The organism is Frondihabitans sp. PAMC 28766 (assembly GCF_001577365.1).
GTDB lineage: Bacteria > Actinomycetota > Actinomycetes > Actinomycetales > Microbacteriaceae > Frondihabitans.
Genome location: NZ_CP014513.1, coordinates 3,620,973 through 3,642,209, shown reverse-complemented (window position 1 = coordinate 3,642,209; position 21,237 = coordinate 3,620,973). Strand labels below are relative to the sequence as shown.

The 21,237-nt window shown below is 69.0% G+C and carries 21 protein-coding genes and 1 pseudogene; 8 read left to right on the top strand and 14 right to left on the bottom strand.

Annotation, left to right across the window (positions count from 1 at the left end; all coding sequences use genetic code 11):
* Window position 1: 1 nt before the first annotated feature.
* Together AX769_RS17455 and AX769_RS17450 are read right to left on the bottom strand one after the other, a co-directional pair.
* Window positions 2-1,320: pseudogene (locus AX769_RS17455) on the bottom strand (L-fuconate dehydratase).
* Window positions 1,317-2,306: an aldo/keto reductase gene (locus AX769_RS17450; RefSeq protein WP_066281868.1), complete on the bottom strand. Its 990-nt coding sequence runs from the start codon at window positions 2,304-2,306 to the stop codon at window positions 1,317-1,319. Before AX769_RS17450 ends, AX769_RS17455 begins: the two are co-directional and overlap by 4 nt.
* Before the next feature lie 141 nt (window positions 2,307-2,447).
* On the opposite strand from AX769_RS17450, the gene AX769_RS17445 reads away from it, so the two are divergent.
* Both AX769_RS17445 and AX769_RS17440 read left to right on the top strand, forming a co-directional pair.
* On the top strand, window positions 2,448-3,890 hold the full coding sequence (locus tag AX769_RS17445) for a four-carbon acid sugar kinase family protein (RefSeq protein WP_082763903.1): 1,443 nt from the start codon (window positions 2,448-2,450) through the stop codon (window positions 3,888-3,890).
* 4 nt (window positions 3,891-3,894) lie between these two features.
* On the top strand, window positions 3,895-4,788 hold the full coding sequence (locus AX769_RS17440; protein WP_066281867.1) for an NAD(P)-dependent oxidoreductase: 894 nt from the start codon (window positions 3,895-3,897) through the stop codon (window positions 4,786-4,788).
* Between the two features lie 12 nt (window positions 4,789-4,800).
* Here the strand turns inward: AX769_RS17440 and AX769_RS17435 are convergent, their stop codons facing one another.
* From AX769_RS17435 to AX769_RS17410, 6 genes are all read right to left on the bottom strand, one after another.
* The gene (locus AX769_RS17435) at window positions 4,801-5,640 is read right to left on the bottom strand and encodes a carbohydrate ABC transporter permease (protein ID WP_066281866.1); all 840 of its coding nucleotides are present in this window, start codon (window positions 5,638-5,640) and stop codon (window positions 4,801-4,803) included.
* A complete protein-coding gene (locus AX769_RS17430) occupies window positions 5,640-6,179 on the bottom strand; it encodes a carbohydrate ABC transporter permease (RefSeq protein ID WP_204249232.1) in 540 nt (179 codons plus the stop codon). The genes AX769_RS17435 and AX769_RS17430 overlap by 1 nt, the downstream gene beginning before the upstream one ends.
* Before the next feature lie 501 nt (window positions 6,180-6,680).
* Complete coding sequence (locus AX769_RS17425; protein WP_157887705.1) at window positions 6,681-8,018, bottom strand: ABC transporter substrate-binding protein; 1,338 nt, start codon at window positions 8,016-8,018, stop codon at window positions 6,681-6,683.
* A gap of 44 nt (window positions 8,019-8,062) precedes the next feature.
* Window positions 8,063-10,090 (bottom strand): alpha-L-fucosidase, encoded by a 2,028-nt coding sequence (locus AX769_RS25850; RefSeq protein WP_066281864.1) that lies wholly within the window; start codon window positions 10,088-10,090, stop codon window positions 8,063-8,065.
* 2 nt (window positions 10,091-10,092) lie between these two features.
* Window positions 10,093-10,506, bottom strand: a complete 414-nt coding sequence (locus AX769_RS17415) for an RbsD/FucU domain-containing protein (protein ID WP_066281862.1) — start codon at window positions 10,504-10,506, stop codon at window positions 10,093-10,095.
* A 121-nt stretch (window positions 10,507-10,627) separates the two neighbouring features.
* Complete coding sequence (locus AX769_RS17410; protein ID WP_066281860.1) at window positions 10,628-11,908, bottom strand: alpha-L-fucosidase; 1,281 nt, start codon at window positions 11,906-11,908, stop codon at window positions 10,628-10,630.
* A gap of 130 nt (window positions 11,909-12,038) precedes the next feature.
* On the opposite strand from AX769_RS17410, the gene AX769_RS17405 reads away from it, so the two are divergent.
* The 4 genes from AX769_RS17405 to AX769_RS17390 are packed head-to-tail and all read left to right on the top strand — an operon-like array spanning window position 12,039 to window position 14,796.
* Window positions 12,039-12,380, top strand: a complete 342-nt coding sequence (locus tag AX769_RS17405; protein WP_066281859.1) for an L-rhamnose mutarotase — start codon at window positions 12,039-12,041, stop codon at window positions 12,378-12,380.
* Window positions 12,377-13,225, top strand: a complete 849-nt coding sequence (locus AX769_RS17400) for a fumarylacetoacetate hydrolase family protein (RefSeq protein WP_066281857.1) — start codon at window positions 12,377-12,379, stop codon at window positions 13,223-13,225. The genes AX769_RS17405 and AX769_RS17400 overlap by 4 nt, the downstream gene beginning before the upstream one ends.
* Before the next feature lie 36 nt (window positions 13,226-13,261).
* The gene (locus AX769_RS17395; RefSeq protein WP_066281856.1) at window positions 13,262-14,023 is read left to right on the top strand and encodes an SDR family NAD(P)-dependent oxidoreductase; all 762 of its coding nucleotides are present in this window, start codon (window positions 13,262-13,264) and stop codon (window positions 14,021-14,023) included.
* A complete protein-coding gene (locus tag AX769_RS17390; protein ID WP_239451839.1) occupies window positions 14,020-14,796 on the top strand; it encodes a FadR/GntR family transcriptional regulator in 777 nt (258 codons plus the stop codon). Before AX769_RS17395 ends, AX769_RS17390 begins: the two co-directional genes overlap by 4 nt.
* Window positions 14,797-14,830: 34 nt before the next feature.
* Here AX769_RS17390 and AX769_RS17385 read toward each other — a convergent pair whose 3' ends face one another.
* From AX769_RS17385 to AX769_RS17365, 5 genes are all read right to left on the bottom strand, one after another.
* A complete protein-coding gene (locus AX769_RS17385) occupies window positions 14,831-15,559 on the bottom strand; it encodes a peptidase E (protein WP_066281855.1) in 729 nt (242 codons plus the stop codon).
* A 36-nt stretch (window positions 15,560-15,595) separates the two neighbouring features.
* A complete protein-coding gene (locus AX769_RS17380) occupies window positions 15,596-15,799 on the bottom strand; it encodes a hypothetical protein (RefSeq protein WP_066281854.1) in 204 nt (67 codons plus the stop codon).
* A 7-nt stretch (window positions 15,800-15,806) separates the two neighbouring features.
* A complete protein-coding gene (locus tag AX769_RS17375) occupies window positions 15,807-16,316 on the bottom strand; it encodes a MarR family winged helix-turn-helix transcriptional regulator (protein ID WP_157887704.1) in 510 nt (169 codons plus the stop codon).
* A gap of 64 nt (window positions 16,317-16,380) precedes the next feature.
* On the bottom strand, window positions 16,381-17,382 hold the full coding sequence (locus AX769_RS17370; protein WP_066281850.1) for an NAD-dependent epimerase/dehydratase family protein: 1,002 nt from the start codon (window positions 17,380-17,382) through the stop codon (window positions 16,381-16,383).
* A gap of 2 nt (window positions 17,383-17,384) precedes the next feature.
* Complete coding sequence (locus AX769_RS17365; protein WP_066281848.1) at window positions 17,385-18,416, bottom strand: aldo/keto reductase; 1,032 nt, start codon at window positions 18,414-18,416, stop codon at window positions 17,385-17,387.
* A gap of 63 nt (window positions 18,417-18,479) precedes the next feature.
* Here AX769_RS17365 and AX769_RS17360 point away from each other — a divergent pair, with 63 nt between their 5' ends.
* Window positions 18,480-19,454 (top strand): sugar phosphate isomerase/epimerase, encoded by a 975-nt coding sequence (locus AX769_RS17360; protein WP_066281844.1) that lies wholly within the window; start codon window positions 18,480-18,482, stop codon window positions 19,452-19,454.
* A gap of 35 nt (window positions 19,455-19,489) precedes the next feature.
* Window positions 19,490-20,443, top strand: a complete 954-nt coding sequence (locus AX769_RS17355) for a 3-hydroxyacyl-CoA dehydrogenase family protein (RefSeq protein WP_066283924.1) — start codon at window positions 19,490-19,492, stop codon at window positions 20,441-20,443.
* 7 nt (window positions 20,444-20,450) lie between these two features.
* Here the strand turns inward: AX769_RS17355 and AX769_RS17350 are convergent, their stop codons facing one another.
* Window positions 20,451-21,164, bottom strand: coding sequence for a GntR family transcriptional regulator (locus tag AX769_RS17350; protein ID WP_066281843.1), 714 nt, complete (start codon window positions 21,162-21,164; stop codon window positions 20,451-20,453).
* Window positions 21,165-21,237: the final 73 nt, after the last annotated feature.

The window sequence follows — 21,237 nt, the reverse complement described above, 5'->3', positions numbered from 1 at the left end:
CTCAGGCGACCTGGGTGCCCGCCTCGGCGGAGGTCCAGTAGGCGCCGTTCGGAAAGCTGTAGGTCTCGACGCTCTCCTGGAACATCTCGGCGCTGTACCCCGGCGCGGTCGGCAGCACGTAGGCCCCGTTCGCGACGACGCACGGCTCGACGAAGTGCTCGTGGAGGTGGTCGACGTATTCGGTGATCCTGCCCTCGAGGTCGCCCGAGAGAGCGACGTAGTCGACGATCGAGAGGTGCTGCACGAGCTCGCAGAGCCCGACCCCGCCGGCGTGCGGGCACACCGGCACGTCGAACTTCTTGGCCATCAGATAGACGGCCAGGATCTCGTTGATGCTCGCCAGCCGCGCCGAGTCGAGCTGGCAGTAGTCGATCGCCCCCGCCTGGAACATCTGCTTGAAGAGCACCCGGTTCATGCCGTGCTCGCCGGTCGCGACGCCGATGGGCGCGACGGCGCGCCGCACGGCGGCGTGGCCCAGGATGTCGTCGGGGCTCGTCGGCTCCTCGATCCAGAGCGGCTTGAACTCCTTGAGCTTGAGCACCCACTCGATGGCCTCGGGCACGTCCCACACCTGGTTGGCGTCGATCATGATGTTGGCGTCGGGCCCGACCACCTCGCGGGCGATGCGGAGGCGCCGGATGTCGTCGTCGACGTTCGCCCCCACCTTCAGCTTGATGTTCGAGTAGCCTTCGTCGACGGCCTCCTGGGCGAGGCGCCGGAGCTTCTCGTCGGAGTAGCCGAGCCAGCCGGCACTCGTCGTGTAGCAGGGGTAGCCGGTGCGGTCGAGCTGGGCGATGCGCTCGGCACGGGTGGGGGCGAGTTCTTCGAGCATCGAGATCGCCTCCTCGCGCGTGAGCACGTCCGACAGGTAGGTGAGGTCGGCCACGTCGACGAGCTGCTCGGGCGTCATGTCGACCAGGAGGCGCCACAGCGGCTTCCCGGCCCGGCGGGCGGCGAGATCCCAGACGGCGTTCATGACGGCCGCCATCGCCAGGTGCTCGACGCCTTTCTCCGGGCCGAGCCAGCGCAACTGCGAGTCCGACTTGAGACCGCGGTAGACGCCGCCGAGATCGGCCACCATCTCGTCGACGTCGCGACCGACGAGGGGAGCGCCCGCTGCTGGGCGGCGAGCACGCAGATGTCGTTGCCCCGGCCGATCGTGAACGTGAAACCGAACCCAGAGAGGGCCGGATCGTCGGTGTGCAGCACCACGTAGGCCGCCGAGTAGTCGCCGTCCTTGTTCATGGCGTCCGAGCCGTCCATGCTCTTCGAGGTGGGGAACCGCACGTCGTAGACGGTCGCTCCGGTGATCTTCGTCATTTCGTCTCCTTGCTCGCAGGGCGTTCGGCGATGAAGCCCTGGGTGATCAGGTCGTCCCACAGCTCTTGTGGCAGGGGAGCTCGGTAGCGCCCGACGTTGCTCGTCACCTGCGCCGCGTCGCGGGCCCCGAGAACGACCGAGAGCACGGAGGGGTGGCGGAGCGGGAATGCGACGGCCGCCTCGGGAAGGGTTGCGCCGTGCGATTCGGCGATGTCGGCCAGAAGGTGGGCGCGCGAGACGAGGTCTTCCGGCGCGTCTTCGTAGTCGTACTTGGCGTCGGTCGTCGGGCGGTCCGTCGCCAGCAGCCCCGAGTTGTAGACGCCGGCGGCGACGATGCCGACGCCGCGCTCCTCGGCCAGGGGCAGCAGCTCGTCGAGACCGCTCTGGTCGAGGAGCGTGTAGCGGCCGGCCAGCATGACCAGGTCGACATCGGTCTCGCGGATGAACCGAGCCGGCAGCTCGGTCTGGTTCATGCCGACCCCGATGGTGCTGACCACGCCCTGCTCGCGCAGTTCGACGAGGGCCGGCACGGCTTCGAGAGACGCCTCGAGGTAGTGGTCGTCGGGGTCGTGCACGTAGAGGATGTCGATCCGGTCGAGGCCGAGGCGCTCGAGGCTCTCGTCGACCGAGCGAAGGACGCCGTCGCGGCTGAAGCCCCAGACCCGTTTCGTCGTCGCCGGCACGTCGAAGCCCTGCCCGTCTCGACCGGTCGCGCCAGGGTCGGCGGCGAGCAGTCGTCCGACCTTCGTCGACAGGAAGTACTCGTCGCGGGGGTATCGCGCGAGAAGTGCACCCAGGCGCCGCTCACTGAGCCCGACACCGTAGTGCGGTGCCGTGTCGAAGTAGCGGACGCCGCTCTCCCAGGCGGCTTCAACGGCACCTGCGGCCTCCTCGTCGGTCACCTCGGTGTAGAGATTGCCCAGGGGAGCCCCGCCGAAGCCGAGCTCGGTGAGAGCCAGACCGGTTCTCGTCGTGCGAGTCTGCATCGGAGGCCTTTCTTCAGATGACGTGCTTGTTAGTATAGACATATGATCAATCCTGGTGAGAGGCACTCTGTGCGGCGGAAATCGGGGCGAGTTTGACTTGAATTTGCAAATACATCAGTTCTATTCGATCAAAGGGTGATCATGGACGAACACGAGCTTCTTCTCGGGCAACCCCCCGAGAGGTTCCTGACGGGTGACGAGAGCGCCACTCTCGACGACGACGGTGCGGTCTTCGTCGTGCTCGACGACGACCCGACCGGCACGCAGTCCGTCCGCGACCTGCCGGTGCTGACGACGTGGGCCGTCGCCGACTTCACGTGGGCGTTCGAGAGCGGGGCCCGGGCGGTCTACGTGCTGACCAACACGCGCAGCCTCGATCCTGCGGCCGCGGCAGCGCGCGACGCCGAAGTCGTCCGTCACGCCCTGGCGGTCGGCGGCACCCGCCGACTGGCCTTCGTCAGCCGCAGCGATTCGACCCTGCGGGGGCACTTCCCGCTCGAGACCGACGTCATCGCCGAGACGCTGCGACACGAGCGCGGCACGACGGTCGACGGCATCCTGATCGTGCCCGCCTTCCCCGACGCGGGCAGGATCACCGTCGACGGGGTCCACTACGTGCGGGCAGGATCCGAGATGGTCGAGGTGGCAGCGACCGACTACGCCCGCGACGCGACGTTCGGGTACACGCACTCCGATCTGGCCGACTGGGTGGCCGAGAAGTCGGGTGGCCGCTATGCCGCCGGCGCCGTCGTGCGGCTCGGCCTCGGTGTCGTTCGCCACGGCCCGGCGGCTGTCGCCGCCCTTCTGTCGCAGGTCGACGGCGGGTCGCCCGTCGTCGTCGACGCGGTGACCGACGACGACCTTCGCGTGGTGGCGGCCGGGCTCGCTCGCGCGGAGGCCGCCGGCAAGGTGTTCCTCTACCGGGTCGGCCCGCCGTTCGTCCGTGCGCGGATCGGACAGGGCGCGGCCGGGCCCCTGACGGAAGCCCAGCTGGCCGGGCTCAGCACCGACGATCGCGGCGGCCTGATCGTGGTCGGCTCGCATGTCGAGCTCACCACGCGGCAGCTGGCGCGGCTCATCGCGGCGCGCCCCGATCTCACCGCCGTCGAGCTCGATGCGGCGACGGCGGATTCCGACGCGGCCGACTACGCAGCGACCATCTCGGCGAGCGTGGCCGACGCGCTGACCCGCGGTGACGTAGTGCTCTTCACCAGCCGCAGCCTCATCCGCGGCGCCGATGCCGACGAGAGCCTGCGGCTCGCACGCCGGGTCTCCGAGCTCGTCGTGTCGGTCGTTCGAGGCGTCAGTGAGATCACCACGCCGCGGTTCGTGGTCGCGAAGGGCGGCATCACGTCGAGCGATGTGGCCACCGAAGGGCTCGGGATCCGGCGTGCGATCGTGCGCGGATCGCTCCTGCCCGGGCTCGTCTCGCTCTGGCAGCCCGCGGAGGGGCCCGCCCGAGGGGTGCCGTTCGTCGTCTTCGCCGGAAACGTCGGCGACGACGACTCTCTGGCGGTCGTCGTCGACCGCCTCAGCGCTCGGCCGACCGGCCGCGGTGGTCCCGAAGACGAAGAGAAGGAATGACGGAATGAGCGAACACGAATACACGGTCGGGGTCATCGGCCTCGGGGCCATGGGCCTGCCGATGGCGAGCCGCCTCGCCAGCGGGCTGACGGTGCACGGATTCGACATCGCGGAGGATCGGCTGGCGCTCGCCGAGACGCGCGGGATCACGACATTCGCATCCGCTGTGGAATGCTCGCAGGGGGTCGACGCGGTGCTTCTGGCCGTCCGCGACTCCAGCCAGCTCGAAGAGGCCCTGTTCGGCGCCGACGGCATCGTCGAAGCGCTCCCGAGGGGCTGCGTAGTCATCCTGACCAGCACCGTCGGAATGGACGGCATCGTGTCGATCGCCAGCCGCCTCGACGAGAGGGGGGTAAGCCTCGTCGATGCGCCTCTGAGCGGCGGTCCGGTCCGGGCCGGCGAGGGCGATCTCCTGGTCGTCGTCGGGGCGACCCCGTCAGCGGTCGAGCGCTCTCGGCCGGCGCTCGACCTCCTGGCCTCGACGCTGACGATCGTCGGCGACCACCCGGGGGCCGGGCAGGCGTTCAAGACGGTCAACCAGCTGCTCTGCGGCGTGCACATCGCAGCCGCCACCGAGGCGCTCGCCCTCGCCGGTCGCCTCGGCCTCGACGTGCCGAGCGTGCTCGCCACTCTCTCCACCGGGGCTGCCGAGTCGTTCATGCTCGCGAACCGTGGGCCTCGCATGCTCGAGGCCTACGACGACGCCGGCGCCGAGGTGCTGAGCCGCCTCGACATCTTCGTGAAGGATCTGGGGATCGTCACACGGTCGGCCAAGGGCCTGGGGCTGCCGACACCGGTCGCATCGGCCGCCGAGCAGCTGTTCCTGATGGGGGCCGCGGCCGGCCTCGCCACCGCCGACGACTCGGCGGTCATCACGGTCGTCGCCCCGAAAGAATGAGGCCGGCCGAGGTCACCGGAACACCCCGCCGAGAGCGATTCCCTTGGTGATGAAGCGATTGAAGATCAGGTAGATGACTATGACGGGGATCGAGGCGATGCTGAGCCCTGCGAACAGCGGCCCCAGGTCGGATGTGAACTGCCCCTGGAACCCGAGGAGGCCGACGGTGACCGTCTGCGACTGCGGCGACTGCAGCAGGACGACGCCCAGCTGGGCCTCACCCCAGACGTAGATGAGAGCGAGCATGCCGACGGCGGTGATGGCGCCCTTCGAGAGCGGCAGCACGATGCGCAGGTAGGCCGAGAACTCTCCCAGGCCGTCGACCGTCGCCGCCTCGATCAGCTCCTGCGGGAAGTCGGTGAAGAAGGAGTTGAGCACCAGCACCGTCGTCGGCAGCGTGAGCACGCCATAGGCGACGCCGAGAGCAGCCGGGTTGCTCAGGATCGACAGGGCGTTGAAGACCTGGAAGTACGGCACCAGGATCAGCACGAACGGCACGACCTGACCGCCGAGGAAGACGGCGAGGAAAGCCGACCGTGACCGCTGGCTCAGCTTCGTCGCGAAGTAGGCCGCCGTCGTGCCGAACGTGAGGGTGACGAGCAGCGCCACCACGGCAGCGAGCCCCGTGTTGCGGAAGTACGTCACCATGCCGGTCGTGCCGCTCGGGCCCTTCCAGGCGGTGGCGTAGTTGCTCGCGTGGTAGGTCCCGCCGATGCCCAGCGGATAGTTGAACAGCCCCGCGTTGTCGCGGAGCGACGAGACGGCGATGAGCAGGAAGGGCAGCAGGGTGAGCAGGGTCCAGGCGATGAGCAGGATCTGCCCGACGGTGAGCCCCAGGCGTCGCTTCAGCATCAGATCTTCTCCTCTTGCTTCGACCGGCTGAGCCGGATGCTCACGAGGCCGACGACGATGAGGATCGCCCCGCCCATGACGGCCATCGCGCTCGCGAGCCCGAAGTTGACCTGCTGGAAGGCCTCCTTGTAGACGAGCACGGGCAGCACGCTGGTGGCGTACCCGGGCCCGCCCTGCGTCATCGCGAAGATGATCGTGAAGCCGTTGAACTGGAAGATCAACTCGAGGATGGCCGTGACGGCGAGCACCGGCCGGATAAGCGGAAGAGTGATCGAGAAGAACGTCCGGACCGCGCTGGCACCGTCGATCCTGGCCGCCTCGTAGGTCGAGATCGGGATCTGCTCGACCGCCCCGAGCAGCAGGAGGAAGGCGAACCCGACGTTCGCCCAGATGGTGACGAAGATCGTGGGGTAGATCGACAGGTTCTCGCTGGCGAGCCAGGCGTGATTGCTGCCGAGGCCGATGGCGCCGAGGAAGACGTTGACGATTCCGGTGCGCGGCTGGAAGGCCACCGACCAGAAGACACCGGCGGCGGCCACCGGGGCGATGCCGGCAGGAACCAGACCACCCGGTAGAAGGGCGAGCCCTTCATGCGCGAGCTGACCGCGACGGCGAGCAGCGTGGCCAGCACCACGATGCCGACCATGCTCGACAGCGAGTAGATCGCGGTGGTGCCCAGCGAGCCAAGAAAGGGGGTGTTGTTGAAGGCGTCGACGAAGTTGCCGAAGCCGATGAAATCGACTGGCCCGAATCCGCGCCAGTCGGAGAACGCGATCCGGATGCCCTGGATCGCGGGGACGCCCACGAAGCCGACCATCAGGACGACCGCGGGGAGGACGGCGATGGCCAGTGTCGAGCGCTTGCTTCCGACGATGCCCGGTCGGCGGGAGGGCCGGGGGGTGCCCGTGGTCGGGCTCGCCGCTCTCGGTCGCCGAGCGGCGCGTCCGCTGTCGATTGTGGCCACGATGTCTTCCTTTCGGTTGCAGGGGCGACCGGAGGGGGCGGGTCATGTCGCCCGCCCCCGGGGCCGCAGCGGATTGCTAGTTGGCGTTGCCGGAGCGGACGGTCTGGAGCTCGGAGTCGACCGCCTGGCCGATCGCCTGAGCCGAGCCGTTGCCGTTCAGCAGCTCCTGGATCTTCGGGTCGACGAGCTGCTGGCCGAGGCCGCCGGGCACGACCGAGGTCCAGCCGGGCTGACCGCCGTTCTTCGCCTCGTCGGCGAGGATCTCCTGCACCTGGACGGCGGTGCCGCTGAAGGCGCTCTTCGGCACGTTGTTCGTCGCGGGAAGGCTGCCCGAGGCGATCGTCGTCGTCTGGCCCTCGGCCGACATGACCGACTCGAGGAACTGCTTCGCGACGGTCGGGTTCTTGGCGCGGGCCGGGATGGCGTAGGCGTCGCCGTTGTACAGCGAGACCTGCGTCTTCTTCGACGAGTCGATCGGAGGCAGGAGCGCCCAGTCGTAGTCGAAGTTGATGCCGTCCTTCTTGAACGTCGCCGGGCTGTAGCTGCCGTCGAGCACCATGCCGGCGCTCTGCTGCACGAAGTTCGACTCCGACTGCGGCACGGTCTGGCCGAGGTAGCCGGTCTGGAAGACGCCGGCCTTGCCCATCGCCTGGATGCGCGAGATCGAGTCGACGAAGGGGGCGTCGGTGTACTTCGCCGTGATCTTCGTCTTGCTCGACTCCCAGTTCGTCAGGTAGTTCTGCAGCTGGCTGGTCGACGACGCCGTCGGCAGGAAGGCGTCGATCATCCAGCTGGACTGGAAGTTGTCGCCGGGCCCGATCGACAGACCCTGCTTGCCGATCCCCTTGAGCTTGGTGACCATCGACTCCAGGTCGGAGAGCGACGCGATGCGGTGATCGGTCGGGGTGGCGATGCCGGCCTTCTTGAAGAGCGCCTTGTTGTAGTAGACGATGTTGTAGATCGTCGAGTCGATCGAGACGACGTAGGGGGTCCCGTTCGTCTTGAGCGAGTTCGCGAGGGAGTTGCCGTAGAGCTTCTGAAGGTCGGCCTTCTTCCAGACGTCGCTGAGCGAGAGCAGCTGCTTGCCCTGCGTCAGGCGCGAGAACACCTGGGTGTTCGTCGGCACGATCGCGACGTCGGGGGCGTTGCTCGACGTCAGGACCTGCAGGTTCGAGCCCGTCTTCGCGGTCTGCGAGACGGACACGGTCTTCACAGTGTCTCCCGGGTGCTGCTTCTTGAAGACCTTGATGAAGGCGGCGACCTCGGCCTCCTGCCCGGTCTGCACCTGGACGGTGATGCTCTTGGAGGCGGTGCCGTTGCTGCTCGAGCCGGAGCACCCGGTCAAAACGAGTGCTGTGGCGGAGGCGAGGGCCGCTGCTGCGAGCAGCGTCCGCCTCTTGGTGGTGATGTGCATGGTGTTTCCTCTCGGATGGGAGACGTCGGCGGTGACGTCGGTTGTCACGCTGTTGCCGCGTCGACCGCGTAGTCGACGACGACCATGGCGTGGCCGTTCAGGATGGTCGGAGCGATTTTCAGGTAGCCGTCTTCGACCGTGTGGTCGAGCGGGAGGCCGTCCGGTTGCAGGTGGACGGCGGCGATCTCTTGGTCGACGCGCAGGGCGACGTCGACCTCGACGAGGGGGAAGGGATCCTCGACGAGGTCGAGACCCGTGTGGCGCACTTTCGCTGCGCCGCTGATCTCGGCCGACCGTGTCGAGACGAAGCTCGTGAGGTGCAGCACGGCCCGAGAGGGCGTCGTCATGACGCTGGTCTCGAGGTGGACCGGGCCGCCGGCACGGACGAGCGGGCGGGGGAGGAGTCGGTCGACGAGCGCGCGGAGGAGGTCGCGGAAGGCCGGTGCCGCGTCGGTGGCGATCGACGACAGCAGCGGGACGCCGGTGACGATCACGCTGCCGACCTGCACGACGGCGGGCGACGAGAAGACCTCGCCGCTCGACGGCGTGTACGAGTGGCCGCTGAAGTGGTCCCACTCGCGCTCGAAGTAGGGCGTCACGATCTGGCAGAGCACCTCGGCGTCGCCGGTCGGCTCGAGGGTCACGCCGCGCCGGTAGATGACGTGGTCGAAGCCGTTCGACCCGCCGATCGCGGGCGTAGGTCGGAGGAAGACGTGCGAGTACGGCAGGTCGTCGCCGAGCAGCACGCCGAGCGCGGACAGTTCGTCGCGCTCGCCGCTGCCGGAGTCGGCGCCGCGCGAGATCAGGATCGACGCGCCCGCCGCGGCCCGTGCGGCCAGGCTGTCGGCGAGGGGGCCGGTGACGGCCGTGGTCTCGGGCACCACCACGAGCTCGTATCTCGACAGGTCGGCCGAGGGCGGCACGATGTCGAACTGCACCCGCAGCTGCTGAAGCCCTCGGAGCGCCCCGATGCCCGACGGCCCCGGGGTGTCACCGAGTGCCGGGTCGATCACGAGCGCCGCCTCGGTGCGCACCGAGGCGCCCTCGATGAACGGCTCGCACGCCTTCACATGGTGATAGGCGCTGCCGACGAGGTCGTAGATGGCGGGGTTGAGTTCGCCCGAGGGGGCGAGGAGGTCGCCGACGCCCGAGGTCAGGCCCTGCGAGAGGATCTGGCTGGTCTCGTAGTGGAGGGCCGCTTTCGGCTTGAGGCCTCCGTTGTCGCCCCAGCTCATGTGGAACCGGCCGGTGTGGCTGAGGGTCGGTTTGCCCAGGGGGCGCACGAACCGCGCCGTGTACGGGAAGAACGAGTAGCCCCAGCCGCCCGACGGCAGCGCCTCGATCTCGATGTGGCGCAAGAACTTCTCCTCGACGTCGAGAGCGGTCTTCGGCCGGCTGTTGAACCAGACGCCGGAGGCGACCTCCGGGTCGAGGTGCGGCTCGACCATCGCCTGGAAGCGCTGCATGTACTGGTGGGCGACCTGGCGCGCGTAGACGGCCCGGTCGTCGACGGATTCAGGATCCCGCCCGGCATCCTGCATCCCGCGCTTGGCCCACACGGAGGTGCTCGGCTGGTCCCAGCACATGTCGAGGAAGAGCCCGTCGAGAGGGGCGAACCGGTCGATGACCTCCTGCACCTGCTCGGCGAGGAAGTCCTGGTACGGGCTCGACATATCGAGGATCTGCCAGCCGGCGTCGAACGTGCCGTCGGACCATTTGACCTGCTCGAGGCCGTCCATCGCGATCCAGTCGGGGTGGAGGTTCGCCGCGTACTCGTCGCACTGGACGCTGACGTAGATCGGCGCCCGGATGCCGCGCGAGTGGAGGGCCTCGATCTGCTGCTCGAGCAGATCGAGGTCGCGGGCGAGGCCGGGGTGCCGCTCGGGCCGGTCGGTGTCGTAGTAGAGGTGCCCGTGGTGGCACTTCGCGAAGACGGTCACGCTGTCGACGTCAGCACGCGCGAAGGTGTCGGCGAAGGCCTCGGGGTCGAACTTCGCGCCCACGCCGGGCACCTGGGGCCCGGTGTGGAAGTCGAGGTGCACCGTGCGTTTGGGGAAGAACAGTTCTGTCATCACTACCTCAGTCCGATGGTCAGCAGCAGGTTCGCGAAGAGCCGCTGGTCTGCCGTCGCCACAATGAGCCCGACGTCGTCCGAGCGGGCGACGTCGTAGAACGCGAACCGGTCGACGAGGTCGAACGGGACGTCGTCGCCGAGGAGTGAGCGGTAGTCGCTGTGCGCCTCGACGACGGTGCCGTCGCCCGGGCCCATGAGGGTCGCCGATTCGAAGTTGACCGCCCCGAGAAGGGTCGACAGCACCTCGTTCACTGTGAGCACCCCGGGTCGCAGATTCAGGTGGACGAGCTCTGCGCGCGGGTTGCGGACCGTGAGGTACGGGTAGTTGCCGTCGGCCAGCAGGATCTTCGAGCCGTGGCCCGCGGCGCCGAGGGCCGAGAGCAGCGGCGGGTGGAGCAAGTCGTATCTGAGCACATCGTCACCTTTGTCGAAGTCCTGCTGGGAAACGCCGGTCAAAACGTTTCGCCCTGATGCTATGAAGGTCTGAGATCGCTGTCTAGCGGTGGCGACGAAATAGCCGCGTAACGTTTCGCTGTCAACTGGTCAGGAAGAGCTCGACGACGGGCACGGCGACGTCCGGGCGGACGACGGGCAAGGTCAGCGTCAGGGTGCCGGGCGGCTGAGCGCCCATGCCGGTGTGGAATCCGACGGCGTCGGGATCGATCTCCTGCATGAAGACCTCGGACGCGTCGTTCAGCAGCTGGGCGTACTCGACACGGCCGGCGAGGCCGGGCAGGTGGACGTGCTCGAACGGCCACGCGAAGAGGTGCAGGTAGAGGCGGTCTCCGCGCTGCGTGTAGCGTGCGTCAGGCGGCGGCGTGAACGACGAGGCGCCGGCTCCGTAGATCGAGCGCGAATGGAACCTCATCCAGTCGCCGATCTGCGAGAGCGAGTCGACGGCCTCGGCCTCGAAGACGCCGCGGGCGGTCGGGCCGACGTTGAGCAGGAGGTTGCCGTTCTTCGAGACCCCGTCGATCAGCATCCTGACCAGCAGGTCGGGGCTCTTGTAGTTGTCGTTGTCCCGGAAGTAGCCCCAGCTGCCGTTGAGCGTCTGGCACGCCTCCCACAGCACCTCTTCGCCGCCCTCCGTCATCGGGCCGGCCGGCTGGTACTGCTCGGGAGTCACGAAGTCGCCGGGGATGTCGAGGCGGTCGTTGACCAGGATGCCGGGCTGCAGCTCGCGGCACATCGCCAGGAGCTTCTCGGAGTCCCAGTCGTCGCGGCCCTTCGCGCCCCAGACCTCGCCGCGGGGGTCGCCCTTGTACGAGAAGTCGAAGAAGAGGTAGTCGATCCGGCCGTAGTCGGTCAGCAGCTCGCGCACCTGCCCGTGGAGGTATTCGCGGTACTTCGCCATGTCGCGGCCGACGTTCTGCTCTTCGGCATCGGGGTCGTCGCGGTTGGGGTGGCGGCCGTCGACCAGGAAGTCGGGGTGGTGCCAGTCGATCAGCGAGTGGTAGAACCCGACCTTGAGGCCCGCCTTGCGGACCGCATCGACGAACGGGCGGACGAGGTCGCGCCCGGCCATCGTGTTCGTCGACTTGTAGTCGGTCAGCGCGGTGTCCCAGAGGCAGAACCCCTCGTGGTGCTTTGTGGTGAGCACGACGTACTTCATACCGGCGTCCTTGGCGGCCTGCGCCCACGCATCCGGGTCGTAGAGATCGGGTTCGAAGTGGTCGAAGTACTTCTCGTAGTCGCCTGTGGTGATGCGCTCGTAGTTCATGACCCACTCGTGACGGGCGGGCAGGGCATACAGGCCCCAGTGTACGAACATGCCGAAGCGGTCGTGTGTGAACCAGGCCGAGGATTCGGTCGCCATTGATGCGTCTCCTTTGGTTGCGGCCCAATAGTAACCACAGTCATCTGCTCATTCGCCAGAAAAAATGACAAATCAGCCCACAAACTGCCAGAATGACGACAATAGAACTGATGATTGAGAGGTTTTTCTGGTGCGAGTCGCTTTGCATTCGATCATTCGCGAGGGGTCCGAAGCCGACTACGAGAAGACTCACGGCGCCGTGCCCCACGATCTCGTGGAATCCTTCGACCGCGTCGGGATCACCTCCTGGACGATCTGGAGGTCGGGCCGCGACCTCTTCCACGTCGTCGTCGCCGACGACTACGCCGCGGCCGACGCCCGCCTGGCGGACGATCCGGCGAACAGGCGCTGGCAGGCGATGATCGGCCCGTTCGTCGAACGGTTCGTGGAGGGCGAAGATGGAGGGTCCCCGCTGCTCCGGCAGGTGTGGGACTTCGAGACGCAGAAGCAGCACGAAGGAGACGCACGATGAAGTTCGCTCGGTTGGGCGCGAAGGGTCACGAGACGCCCGTCCTCATGACTGACGACGGGGTCTACGACCTCCAGGGCATCACCCCCGACATCGACGGGCGCTTCTTCGCCGGCGGCGGCCCCGCGGCCGTCCGGTCCGCGCTCGAGGCGGGCGAGCTGCCGTTGCTCGAGGGCGCGGAGTCGCTTCGCGTCGGCGCCCCCATCGCACGCCCGAGCGCCGTCATCTGCATCGGCATGAACTACGCGGCGCACGCGGCCGAGTCAGGATCCGAGCCGCCGACCTCGCCCGTCATCTTCTTCAAGACGCCGAACACCGTCGTCGGCCCGAACGACCGTGTCGCCATCCCTCGCGGCAGCACCAAGACCGACTGGGAGGTCGAGCTCGGCGTCGTCATCGGCCGGAACGCGACGTACCTCGGGTCGCCGAGCGACTCCGCCGCGCACATCGCCGGGTTCGTGGCAGCCAACGACGTCTCCGAACGTGAATTCCAGCTCGAGATCTCGGGCGGCCAGTGGTCGAAGGGCAAGTCGGCTCCGGGCTTCAGCCCGACCGGCCCCTGGCTCGTCACGCCTGACGAGGTCTCGCACGAGAACCTGCGCCTGCAGAGCTTCGTCAACGGCGACCCGCGGCAGGATTCGACGACGGCCGACCTCGTCTTCGGCGTCGACCACCTCGTCTGGTACCTCAGCCAGTTCATGGAGCTCGAGGCCGGCGATCTCATCCTGACCGGCACCCCTGCCGGTGTCGCTCTGTCGGGCCGCTTCCCCTACCTCACCTCGGGCGACGTGGTCGAAATCGAGATCGCGGGTCTCGGCCGCGCGCGACAGGAGTTCTTCGATGCGTGACCGCGCACCGGACGGCACGACAGAAAGGCAGTCAGCATGACCAGCGAATTCGACGGGCTCACCGCACTCGTCACCGGCGGGGCATCCGGCATCGGCGCCGCGATCGTCCGCGCCCTCACCGACGGCGGGGCCGACGTGGCGGTTCTCGACCTCAACCCCGAGGGGGCCCAGGCCGGCACCTTCGCCATCGCCACCGACGTCAGCGACGACGCCTCGGTCACGGCCGCTGTCGAGGCCGTCGTCGAGCACTTCGGGCGGCTCGACATCGTCATCAACAACGCGGGCATCGGCGCCCAGGGCACCATCGAGGCCAACTCCGACGAGCAGTGGCACACGGTCTTCGACGTGAACGTCGTGGGCGCCGTCCGGGTGAGCCGCGCCGCTCTGCCGCACCTCCGGCAGTCGCCGGCCGCAGCCATCGTCAACACCTGCTCGATCGCCGCGACGGCGGGCCTGCCCGAGCGCGCTCTCTACAGCGCGACCAAGGGGGCGGTCCTGTCGCTCACACGCGCCATGGCGACGGATCACCTGCGCGAAGGGATCCGGGTCAACTGCGTGAACCCCGGGACGGCGGACACGCCCTGGGTGCAGCGCCTCCTCGACAGCGCCTCCGACCCGGTCGCCGAGCGGGCGGCCCTCGAGGCTCGCCAGCCGCACGGTCGCCTCGTGTCGGCCGACGAGGTCGCGGGGGCAGTGGCCTATCTCGCGAGCCCGCGGTCCCGCTCGACGACCGGCACGAGCATCGCAGTCGACGGCGGCATGCAAGAGCTGCGGCTCCGGCCGGTCGAGGCGCCGTGAGCGCCGAGAGCGAGGCCGTCTCCGAGGCCCCGGAGGGTGCAGCGCCCGCACCGCTGCCGAACCTCCAGTCGCGCACCGACACCGTCGTCGACGGCATCAAAGGCATGATCACGAGCGGTTCGCTGCGGGCCGGATCACGGTTGCCCGTCGAGAAAGACCTGGCGCTCGAACTCGGCGTCTCTCGCAGTTCGCTGCGCGAGGGAGTGCGCGCCCTCGCGAGCATGGGCGTGCTCGAGACCCGGCAGGGCGACGGCACCTACGTCACCTCCCTCGATCCGAGCCTGCTGCTGGCACCGATGAGCTTCCTCGTCGACCTGCAGGACGTGTCCGACATGTCGCACGTGCAGGCGGTGCGCCGGGTGCTCGAGACGGAGGCCGCCGGCCGCGCGGCCATCACTATCGGCGACGAGGCCCTCGACGAGGCCGAGTCGATCCTCGCCTCCGTCGACCCGCTCACCACCACGGGGTCGCCCCCGAGCTACGACGCGTTCATCGAGGCCGACATCGCCTTCCACCGTGTGGTCTCGCACGCGGCGGGCAACCCCGCGCTCGAAGCGCTCATCGAGGCGCTGTCGTCGCGCACCCTGCGGGCTCGCACCTGGCGCGCGATCACCGAGCAGGGTGTTCTGGCGGTCACGCACGGCGAGCACCGGGCGATCCTGCACTCGCTGCGGCTCCACGACCCGGAAGGGGCGCGCCTGCGCATGGGGACGCACCTGCTCGCGGTGCAGGACTTCATGCACGAGCACCCGGGGTCGCCGCCCGTCGGCTGAGCCCGGCGACGCCCTCGGTAACGCGGGGTCGGCGTCACGCGCCCGGCAGCACCCGCGGCTCGATCCGCGTCTCGACCACGCTGCCGTCGGCCGTCCGCTCGACCCGGTAGGCCCCGGCGCCCTCGCGCTCGCTGAGCGCCTCGACGAACTCGGTGCCCTCGTAGAGCAGGCCCACGCCGTTGTCGGTCGCGTACGAGAGCGGCAGCGTGCCATCGCCCACCAGAGAGTGCAGCAGCGGTCGCCGCTGCTCCTCCGCGTCGTAGTGCACCCCGTTGCCGTAGGGCAGCAGCGCGAGCGCGTTGTCGATGCCCCGCAGCTCGGGCCCGAACGAGTCGGTCGGCCCGCCGACGTGCCAGCAGATCGACCCGGCCGAGACGCCCGCGAGCACCACGCCCGCCTCCCACGCCTCGCGCAGGATCACGTCGAGCCCGTGCAGTCGCCACAGGGCGAGCAGGCCCGCGACGGACCCGCCTCCGACCCAGATGACATCCTGCGCCAGAAGGTGTTCGCGGAGGTCGGCGACGTTGGGGTGCGGCATGACGCTCACCACCGACACCTCGGTCGACGTGCCGGCGAACGCCTGCGTGATGTTGAAGCCGTCGTCGGGGCGATCGCCCATGGCCGTGCCGAGGTAGGCGAGGCGGGCGGCGCCCGGGTGGGCCGACAGGGCGATCGCCTCGAGCATCAGCGGGGCGGGGGCCCAATACGTCCACTTGCCGGGTCGGATGCCTCCGGAGGTCGCCAGGATGCGCGGTGTCGTCATCCTCCGATGCTAACGACCGTGCGGGGTGCCGCCCGGCTAGCGGAAGTTGCGCCGCCGCCGGATGTCGCGGATGACGAGGAAGGCGACGAGCGCAATCACGACGGGCCACGCGATCTCGGGGTAGTCGATGAAGAGACGGCGCAGCAGGCTCCAGATCGCGAGGTGCAGGATGATGGAGCTGATGCGACCGCCGCCGAAGCCGCCGAGGTGGCCGAGGCCGATCGCCGTGATGGTGTTCACCCCGTGACTATGCGCCTTCAGGCCGTGAATCCGCCGGTTCTTCGTTCGCAGCAGGCTCGCGCGCGTCGAGTGCCTGCGCCAACCGCCGGAAGAGCGAGCTCACCGCCTCGCGCTCTGCCTCGGGCACGACCCTCTCGAGGACCTCGGCATAGAGAGCGCCGGCTCCGCTGACAGCGGAGCGCCCCTCGGCGGTCAGAGTGAGGCGAGTGCTTCGGCGGTCGGTGGGGTGCGGTCGACGCACGACGTAGCCCGCACCCTCGAGCCGGTCGATGAGAGCGGTCATCGCCCCGGTCGTGATGCCCAGGATCGCGCCGACCTCTTTGGGCGCCATGCCGTTCTTCTCCGAGAGGAAGACGAGCGCCTGGAAGTCGGTCAGCGACACGTTCGCGCGAGCGGCGAAGCTCTCTCGGGCATGGCGGCTGGCGAGCTCGAGGCCCTGCCACGCCAAGAGGACGTCGATGGTGACGGCGTCGAACGGCGACGCGGGGGAGTCGCCACGGGGCGCGGGGTCGGGCATGCGTTCAGCATGGCCGACGGCGCCCCGGGGCGACACCCCCACTACGCGCGAAGGAGAGCGTCGATCAGGCCCCGAACGACCGTGCCCCGGCGAGCAGGCGCTCGAACGCCTGGTTCGCACCCTCGTCGATCGCCTGCCGGGAGGCGTCGGCGTCATACCACTCGACGATCTCTCGCGCGCCGGCCCACCACGGGGTCGTCGCCTTCCAGCCGGGCACGAACGCCTTGACCTTGCTGTTGTCGAACACCACCGAGTGCGCCTTGTCGCCCAGGATGCCGGGGCCCCACTCGGGCGCGACCCGGGCCACGCTCTCGCTGGCCACGTGCACCAGCTTCGGGTCGTCGACACCTGCGGCCGCGGCGAGGGTCGTGTAGATCTGGTTCCACGGCAGGGCCTCGTCCGACGTGATGTGGAAGACGTCGCCGATGGCCGACGGGAGGCCGAGAAGGCCGACGAACGCGCGAGCGAAGTCGGCGTGGTGCGTCAGAGTCCAGAGCGACGTGCCGTCGCCCGGCACGATGACCTCGAGGCCGCGCCGGAAGCGGTCGATGGCAGTCCAGCCACCCGTGATCGGGATCGACGTGCGGTCGTACGTGTGCGACGGCCGGATGATCGTGACCGGGAATCCTGTCGACCGGTAGGCGCCCACCAGCAGGTCTTCGCAGGCGATCTTGTCGCGCGAATACTGCCACCACGGGTTGCGGAGCGGCGACGACTCGCGGATCGGCAGGCTTGCGACGGGCTTCTGGTAGGCCGACGCCGAGCTGATGAAGACGTACTGGCCGGCCCGGCCGGTGAAGAGGTCGATGTCGGCTTGCACCTGGGCGGGCGTGAACGCGACGAAGTCCACGACGACGTCGAACGAGCGGTCGCCGATCGCCGACCGGACGCTCGCGGGGTCGGAGACGTCGCCCGTCAGCACCTCGGCGCCGGCCGGCACGGGCCGGGTGTGCGAGCTGCCCCGGTTGAGCAGCGTGACCTCGTGGCCGAGGTCGATCGCGCGGGCGGCGGCGGCCGAGCTGATGATTCCGGTGCCACCGATGAAGAGCAGTGTCAGGGCGGACATGGTCAACGGCCTCCGGTGAGCTTGCGGCTCCGCTGTGCGACGCCTGCGGTGCCGTAGGGGTACTCGTCGACTCGCGGCGTGCTGGCCTCGTCGAGCTTCGCGACGTCGTCGGCCGACAGCTTCACCGACGACGCACCCAGGTTGTCGACGAGCTGGTCGACGGTGCGGGCGCCCAGGATCACGCTGGTGACGGCCGGCTTGGCGAGCAACCAGGCGATCGCGACCTGCGAGGCCGTGGCGCCGTGATCCTGCGCCGCCTTGGTGACTGCGTCGAGGATCGTCCAGGTGCGCTCGTCGGCGTTGCGGGCCTCCCATGCCTCCATGCCGCGCGTGGGGTTCTCGCCGAGACGGGATGCGCCGGTGGGCGACTCGTCGCGCTTGTACTTGCCGGTGAGCCAGCCGCCGCCGAGGGGCGACCAGGGCAGGAGGCCGATGCTCGCGTCGAGCGAGGCCGGCACGACCTCGTGCTCGATGTCGCGCACGAGCAGGCTGTACTGCGGCTGCAGAGTGACCGGCGGGGCGAGGTGCAGGGCGATCGCGCGGTGCACGGCCTTCGTCAGCTGCCAGCCGAGGTAGTTCGAGAAGCCGTAGTAGCCGATCTTGCCGGCGGTGACGGCGTCGTTCAAGAAGGTGAGCGTCTCGTCGAGGGGCGTGATCGCGTCCCACGCGTGCATCTGGTAGAGGTCGATGTGGTCGACGCCGAGGCGCGTCAGCGACGCGTCGAGGGCGGTGCGGAGGTGGCGGCGCGAGAGGCCGACGTCGTTCGGCCCGTCGCCCATGGGGAATCGGCCCTTCGTCGCGATGACGACCTGCTTCGCCTCCTCGGGGTGGGTGGCGAGCCAGCGGCCGATGATCGTCTCCGAGACGCCTGCCGAGTAGACGTCGGCCGTGTCGATGAAAGTGCCGCCGTGCTCGACGAACGTGTCGAGGATCTGATGAGAAGTGGGTTCGTCGGCCTCGTTGCCGAAGGTCATGGTGCCGAGTGTCAGCTCCGACACGATTGCGCCGCTGTTTCCGAGGGTTCTGTAGTCCATGAGATCAACGCTAGACCCTCTTTCCTATAGGATCGAGGGGTTGACGTCGCCAATGGAGGATTCGTGAACTCACGCACCAACGACCAGAACTGGGACGCTGCCACCTGGACGGCCGACACCTGGCCCATCGCCACCTGCCTCCACGGCTTCGCTCCCGTCGACAAGCAGGGCACAGCCCTCCACGACGCCGCACCCGAGGTGTGGGACGACATGTTCGCCCAGATCGAAGACGTCGGCTTCACCCTTGCCGAGATGGCCGACAGCCACATCCGCCCCGCCGACCTGTCGCCGAGCCGGCGCGACGAGCTGCTCTCGATCGCCGCCTCGCACGGCGTCGGCGTCCCGTCGGTGCATCTGCAGCGCCGCAGCGTGATCCAGCCCGGCCACGAAGACGAGAATCTCGCCTACGCCCACGCCACCATCGACGGCGCGGCCGCGTGGGGAATGCAGGTGTTCTCGACCGGGCTGCACCAGCCGTTCAGCGACGCGCAGCGCCGTGCCCTCTGGTTCTGGACGGCAAAGGGGCCGCAGGATCCCGACAACGCCGACGTCTGGAACCACGCCGTGAAGTCCATCCGCGAGCTCGGCAAGCACGCGTCCGACGTGGGCCTCCCGCTCGCCCTCGAGATGTACGAAGACACGTACCTCGGCACGGCCGAGAGCGCCGTCCGCTTCGTCGAGGCCGTGGGCCTCGACAACGTCGGCCTGAACCCCGACGTGGCGAACCTGATCCGGCTGCACCGCCCGGTCGAGAACTGGCGCGACGTCTTCGCGGCCACGCTGCCCTACGCCAACTACCTCCACGTCAAGAACTACTCGCGAGACGAGGCCGGCGACGGCAGCTGGGCGACGTCGGTGCCGACGAACATGGAGGACGGCCTCATCAACTACCGGCAGGTCTTCCGCGAGGCGATGGACGCGGGCTTCCGCGGCATCATCATGACCGAGCAGTACGGCGGCGACAGCCTCGGCGTCTGTGCGACCAACCAGGGGTACATCCGCGGCCTCCTGCCGAAAGCCCCGCTGCCGGTCGCGTGACCCCGAACACCCCCACCACGAAGGAGAACCCGACGATGAGTCCACTGAAGACAGCCGTGGTCGGCTCCGGCTACATGGGCGGCGGCATCGCGCAGATGCTCGCGCTCTCCGGCGCGCAGGTCGCCCTGGCCGACGTCACCGCAGAGATCGCCGCGAGCAACTATGAGCGACTGATCGCCGAGGCCCGCCAGTTCGTCGCGGACGGCCTCTTCCCCGCCGACGCCGTCGAGCGCATCTCGTCACTCGTGTCGCCCGCCGAATCGGTCGAGGCCGCAGTCGCCGACGCGGACTTCATCGAAGAGGCCGTGCCCGAGAAGATCGCCATCAAGCACGAGACCCTGCGCCGCATCAGCGCGGCGGCTCGGCCGGACGCCGTGATCGGCTCCAACACCTCGACCATCCAGATCGGTGCGCTCGCCGAGGCGGTCGACAAGCCGGAGCGGTTCTTGGGGGTCCACTTCTCGAATCCTGCGCCCTTCATCCCCGGGGTCGAGCTCATCCCGCACCAGGCCACCGCCGAGTCGGCCTTCGCGCTGGCCGAGGGCGTCGTGCAGGCGACGGGCAAGCAGACCGCGCGCGTGAACGACAGCGTCGGCTTCGTGCTCAACCGCCTGCAGTACGCCCTGTTCAGCGAGGCGAGCGAGATCGTCGACGAGGGCATCGCGACCGCGGCTGACGTCGACAGGATCGTCCGCACCACGTTCGGATTCCGACTGCCGGTGTTCGGGCCGTTCGCGATCGCCGACATGGCCGGGCTCGATGTCTACGCGTTCTGCTACGAGTCGCTGCAGACCCGCTGGCCCGAGCGCTTCGCGACACCGCCGTCGCTGGCCGCCCACGTCGAGGCGGGGGAGTTCGGCACGAAGACAGGGTCCGGCTACCTCGACGTGCCCGCCGACAAGACCGCCGAGTTGGTCGCCTACCGCAACCGCGCCTACGTGGCGATGGCGAAGATGCTCGCCGAGCTGGGCCCCGCACCCCTCGGCTGAAGCCGGGTCAGCGCGTCGAGTCGAGCCGCGATCGCTCGCGCACGTTCTCGATGTGCGAGCGCATCGCGTCGGCGGCGGCAGCCGGGCCCACGCCAAGCGCGTCGATGATGGCGCGGTGCTCGACGATGGCGTCGTCGGCGTCGCTGATGCCGGTCTTGAGGGTCTGCCGCATGCGGTGCACCCGGGTCGAGATCGCCTCCGACATGTCGACCAGGAAGGGGTTGCCGGTCGACTCGAAGATGACGTGGTGGAAGTTCCAGTCGTCGGCGAAGTAGGTGCGCAGCAGCTCGACGGGGAGGTCGCCGCGAGCGACGGCCTCGTCGACGGCGGCGGCCGTCTCGGCGTGGCGGGCGAGGGCCTTCTCGAGTCGGGGCACGAGAGCCGACGCGTGAGCGGCGGCCAACTCGGTCGCTCCGCCTTCGAGCAGGGCTCGGGCGTCGAAGAGCGCGTCGAGCTGTTCGGCGGCGAGCGGCGGCGAGACGCGGTAGCCCTTGTTGGCGACGCGGGTCACGAGCCCGGTGCGTTCGAGCTGCACGAGCGCTTCGCGGACGGGTGTCGGTGACACGCCGAGTTCGCGGGCGATGGAGTCGATCGACAGCCTCGCCCCGGGCTCCACGTCAGGGCCGAGCAGCACGTCGAGCACCCGGTCGTAGACGTGGTCGCGGAGGCCCCGGCGCTCGATCGAGCGCACGGCCGCGAGGGGGAAGAGGGGGTCGCTCATGAGGCTCTCAGCCTAGGGACCTCGATGACGAAGCCGCGGACGGCAGACGGATCGCGGGCGAATCGGCCCTGAA

What these genes read in the sequence shown, in the direction of transcription:
- AX769_RS17450 (WP_066281868.1), bottom strand. Translation starts at nt 2,306, where the DNA reads ATGCAGACTCGCACGACGAGAACCGGTCTGGCTCTCACCGAGCTCGGC.
- AX769_RS17445 (WP_082763903.1), top strand. Translation starts at nt 2,448, where the DNA reads ATGGACGAACACGAGCTTCTTCTCGGGCAACCCCCCGAGAGGTTCCTG.
- AX769_RS17440 (WP_066281867.1), top strand. Translation starts at nt 3,895, where the DNA reads ATGAGCGAACACGAATACACGGTCGGGGTCATCGGCCTCGGGGCCATG.
- AX769_RS17435 (WP_066281866.1), bottom strand. Translation starts at nt 5,640, where the DNA reads ATGCTGAAGCGACGCCTGGGGCTCACCGTCGGGCAGATCCTGCTCATC.
- AX769_RS17425 (WP_157887705.1), bottom strand. Translation starts at nt 8,018, where the DNA reads ATGCACATCACCACCAAGAGGCGGACGCTGCTCGCAGCAGCGGCCCTC.
- AX769_RS25850 (WP_066281864.1), bottom strand. Translation starts at nt 10,090, where the DNA reads ATGACAGAACTGTTCTTCCCCAAACGCACGGTGCACCTCGACTTCCAC.
- AX769_RS17410 (WP_066281860.1), bottom strand. Translation starts at nt 11,908, where the DNA reads ATGGCGACCGAATCCTCGGCCTGGTTCACACACGACCGCTTCGGCATG.
- AX769_RS17400 (WP_066281857.1), top strand. Translation starts at nt 12,377, where the DNA reads ATGAAGTTCGCTCGGTTGGGCGCGAAGGGTCACGAGACGCCCGTCCTC.
- AX769_RS17395 (WP_066281856.1), top strand. Translation starts at nt 13,262, where the DNA reads ATGACCAGCGAATTCGACGGGCTCACCGCACTCGTCACCGGCGGGGCA.
- AX769_RS17385 (WP_066281855.1), bottom strand. Translation starts at nt 15,559, where the DNA reads ATGACGACACCGCGCATCCTGGCGACCTCCGGAGGCATCCGACCCGGC.
- AX769_RS17375 (WP_157887704.1), bottom strand. Translation starts at nt 16,316, where the DNA reads ATGCCCGACCCCGCGCCCCGTGGCGACTCCCCCGCGTCGCCGTTCGAC.
- AX769_RS17370 (WP_066281850.1), bottom strand. Translation starts at nt 17,382, where the DNA reads ATGTCCGCCCTGACACTGCTCTTCATCGGTGGCACCGGAATCATCAGC.
- AX769_RS17365 (WP_066281848.1), bottom strand. Translation starts at nt 18,416, where the DNA reads ATGGACTACAGAACCCTCGGAAACAGCGGCGCAATCGTGTCGGAGCTG.
- AX769_RS17355 (WP_066283924.1), top strand. Translation starts at nt 19,490, where the DNA reads ATGAGTCCACTGAAGACAGCCGTGGTCGGCTCCGGCTACATGGGCGGC.
- AX769_RS17350 (WP_066281843.1), bottom strand. Translation starts at nt 21,164, where the DNA reads ATGAGCGACCCCCTCTTCCCCCTCGCGGCCGTGCGCTCGATCGAGCGC.